Source organism: Ilumatobacter sp. (assembly GCF_041688325.1).
Classification (GTDB): Bacteria; Actinomycetota; Acidimicrobiia; order Acidimicrobiales; family Ilumatobacteraceae; genus Ilumatobacter_A.
On the sequence record NZ_JBDNIJ010000411.1, the window covers coordinates 1 to 2,668 of the forward strand.

2 protein-coding genes are annotated in these 2,668 nt (G+C 63.5%); both read left to right on the forward strand.

The features are described 5' to 3' along the window. Positions 1-109: 109 nt before the first annotated feature. Entirely contained in the window at positions 110-1,333 is a 1,224-nt protein-coding gene (gene glp / locus ACH2EI_RS20260; protein ID WP_395152821.1) for a gephyrin-like molybdotransferase Glp, read from the forward strand. A gap of 79 nt (positions 1,334-1,412) precedes the next feature. Continuing rightward, on the forward strand, positions 1,413-2,447 hold the full coding sequence (gene moaA / locus ACH2EI_RS20265; protein ID WP_395152822.1) for a GTP 3',8-cyclase MoaA: 1,035 nt from the start codon (positions 1,413-1,415) through the stop codon (positions 2,445-2,447). Positions 2,448-2,668 lie beyond the last annotated feature (221 nt).

Sequence of the window (2,668 nt, forward strand, 5' to 3'; positions counted from 1 at the left end):
ACACCCTCACTACACCCTCACTCTGAAACGGTCGGACCTCGGTGTGACAACTCGGACTTCGGTGTGACAACTCGGTGTGACAGAACGCGGCTGCCGTACGATCTGGCTCATGACGCCGTTAGAAGATGCGCAGGCCTTCGTTCTCGAATCGTGTCCGCCGCGGGAACCGGTGATGCTGGCTCGCGAAGAGGCTGGTGGGCTCGTGCTCGCCGAGGTTGTCGTGTCAACGGAGCTCGTCCCGCCGTTCGACAACACCGCAGTCGACGGGTACGCCGTTCGCTCCGAAGACGTAGCGAACGTGCCGGCAGAGCTCGATGTCATCTACGAGATCGCAGCCGGTGCAGCGCCGCAGGCCGACCTTGGCCCGGGGCAGGCGGTCCGCATCATGACGGGCGCGCCGCTGCCTGGTGGGGCCGACGCTGTCGTGATGGTCGAGTATTCCGAGCGGCTCGGCGAGATCGAACGCAACGGTGTGATGTTCGAACGAGTGCGCCTTGGCGAGTCCGTTCGTCCTGGTACTGCGATCCGTCGTGCAGGCGACGATGTGCTCGTCGGTGAGGAACTGTTCGAACCAGGAACGATCATCACCCCGGCGATCGAAGGTGTGCTCGCGAGTGTCAATGCGCAGCACGTCAAGGTGTATCCGCGCCTCAGAGTGGCGGTGTTGTCGACCGGCGACGAACTGATCACTGACGGCTCACCATTGGCGCCGGGACAGATCCGTGAGAGTAATAAGACGATGCTTGCCGGAATGCTCGCCGAAGCTGGCTGCGACGTCGTCGACCTCGGTGTCGTTCGTGACGACGAAGCAGAACTTGAGCGTGTTCTGCGTAGCGCGGCTGCCGACTGCGACGCGATCGTGTCGAGCGGTGGTGTGTCGATGGGCGACTACGACGTGGTGAAAGCAGTGCTCGGCCGCATCGCCGACATGACGTGGATGCAGATGGCGATCAAGCCGGCCAAGCCATTCGCATTTGGCATGCTCGACGGTGTGCCCGTGTTCGGCCTTCCCGGCAACCCGGTCAGCTCGATGGTCAGCTTCGAACTGATGGCGCGACCGGCGCTGCGCCGGATGATGGGCCACCGGCAATTGGCTCGGCCGAGCATCGTTGCGATTGTCGATCATGACCTCATTCGGAACGCCGACGGCAAGGTCCACTTCATGCGGGTCAACGGATCATTCCAGGAAGACGGCCGCTACCACGTGGCGCCGGTTGGGGCGCAGGGCAGTCATCAGCTCGCGGCGACGGCCAACGCCGACGCGATGGCCGTGGTGCCAGACGGTGGCGGCGTCGTTGCCGGTGGCGAAGTCGCCGTGTTGCTGCTGCGCTGATGTGTTGAGGCTGGCACGCCAAACGGTGAACGTTGAGTCGCGCTGGCCAGCAAGCGGCCGATAGTCCTAGACTCAGTACATGGCTGCGGACTTCGAAAAGCTGATCGATCCATTTGGTCGACACATTGAAGATCTCCGCATCTCGGTGACCGATCGCTGCAACTTTCGGTGCACCTACTGCATGCCCGAAGAAGGCATGAATTGGCTCGACCGTTCAGCAGTCATGTCGTTCGAAGAGATTGAGCAGCTCGCCAGGATCTTTGTCGAGCGCTACGGCGTGAAGGGAATCCGCCTCACGGGTGGTGAACCCACCGTTCGTGCACACCTCCCGGTCCTCGTCGAGATGCTTTCCAAGCTGCGCGGCCCGAACGGACCGGTCGATCTGTCGATGACGACGAACGGCGCCACGATGCGTCTCGTCGCTACGAAGCTCAAGGCTGCGGGGCTCAAGCGGGTCAACATCAGCCTTGACACGCTCGAACGCGAGAAGTTCTTCCAGATGACGCGCCGTGACGAGCTCGACAACGTGCTCGACGGCATCAAGGCCGCGCAAGAAGCCGGCTTCGCTCCGGTCAAGATCAACGCAGTGATCGAGCGGGGCACCAACGACAACGAGATTGTTGACCTCGCCACGTTCGGTCGAGAGCAGAACGTCGAGATGCGCTTCATCGAGTTCATGCCGCTCGAGGCTGACGGTCATTGGATGACCGAAGCGGTCGTCGGCCAAGACGAAATCGTCGAGAAGATCAGCGCGGTCTACCCGATTGAAGTGATGCCCGCACGGGGCGCGGCTCCTGCTGATCGATTCCGGTACCTCGATGGTGGGCTCCACGGTGCCGATGACCCCGGTTCGAGGATCGGGATCATCCCGACTGTGACGAAGCCGTTCTGTGGCGACTGCGACCGGGTGCGACTCACTGCCGAAGGTGACTTCCGGACCTGCCTGTTCGCCACCAAGGAGTTCGGTCTCCTCGACGCCCTGAGGTCCGGCGAATCACAAGATCAGCTCGCCACCCGGATTGAAGCCGCAGTGGGGACCAAGTGGGCCGGCCACCAGATCAACCAGGTCAACTTCACCCGGCCGGCCAAGTCCATGTCGCAACTGGGCGGCTGACGCCGCCCGTGCGCCTGCGGCGCACCGCCGACTCCGTCGTCGAGTTGCGAGTCCTCAGGCTGGCGCCTGAGCTCGCTCTGCTCGGCGGGGCCACATCGTCGACTGCGTCGACCTCGGCGGGGCCACATCGTCGACTGCGTCGACCTCGGCGGGGCCACATCGTCGACTGCGTCGACCTCGGCGGGGCCACATCGTCGACTGCGTCGACCTCGGCGGGGCCA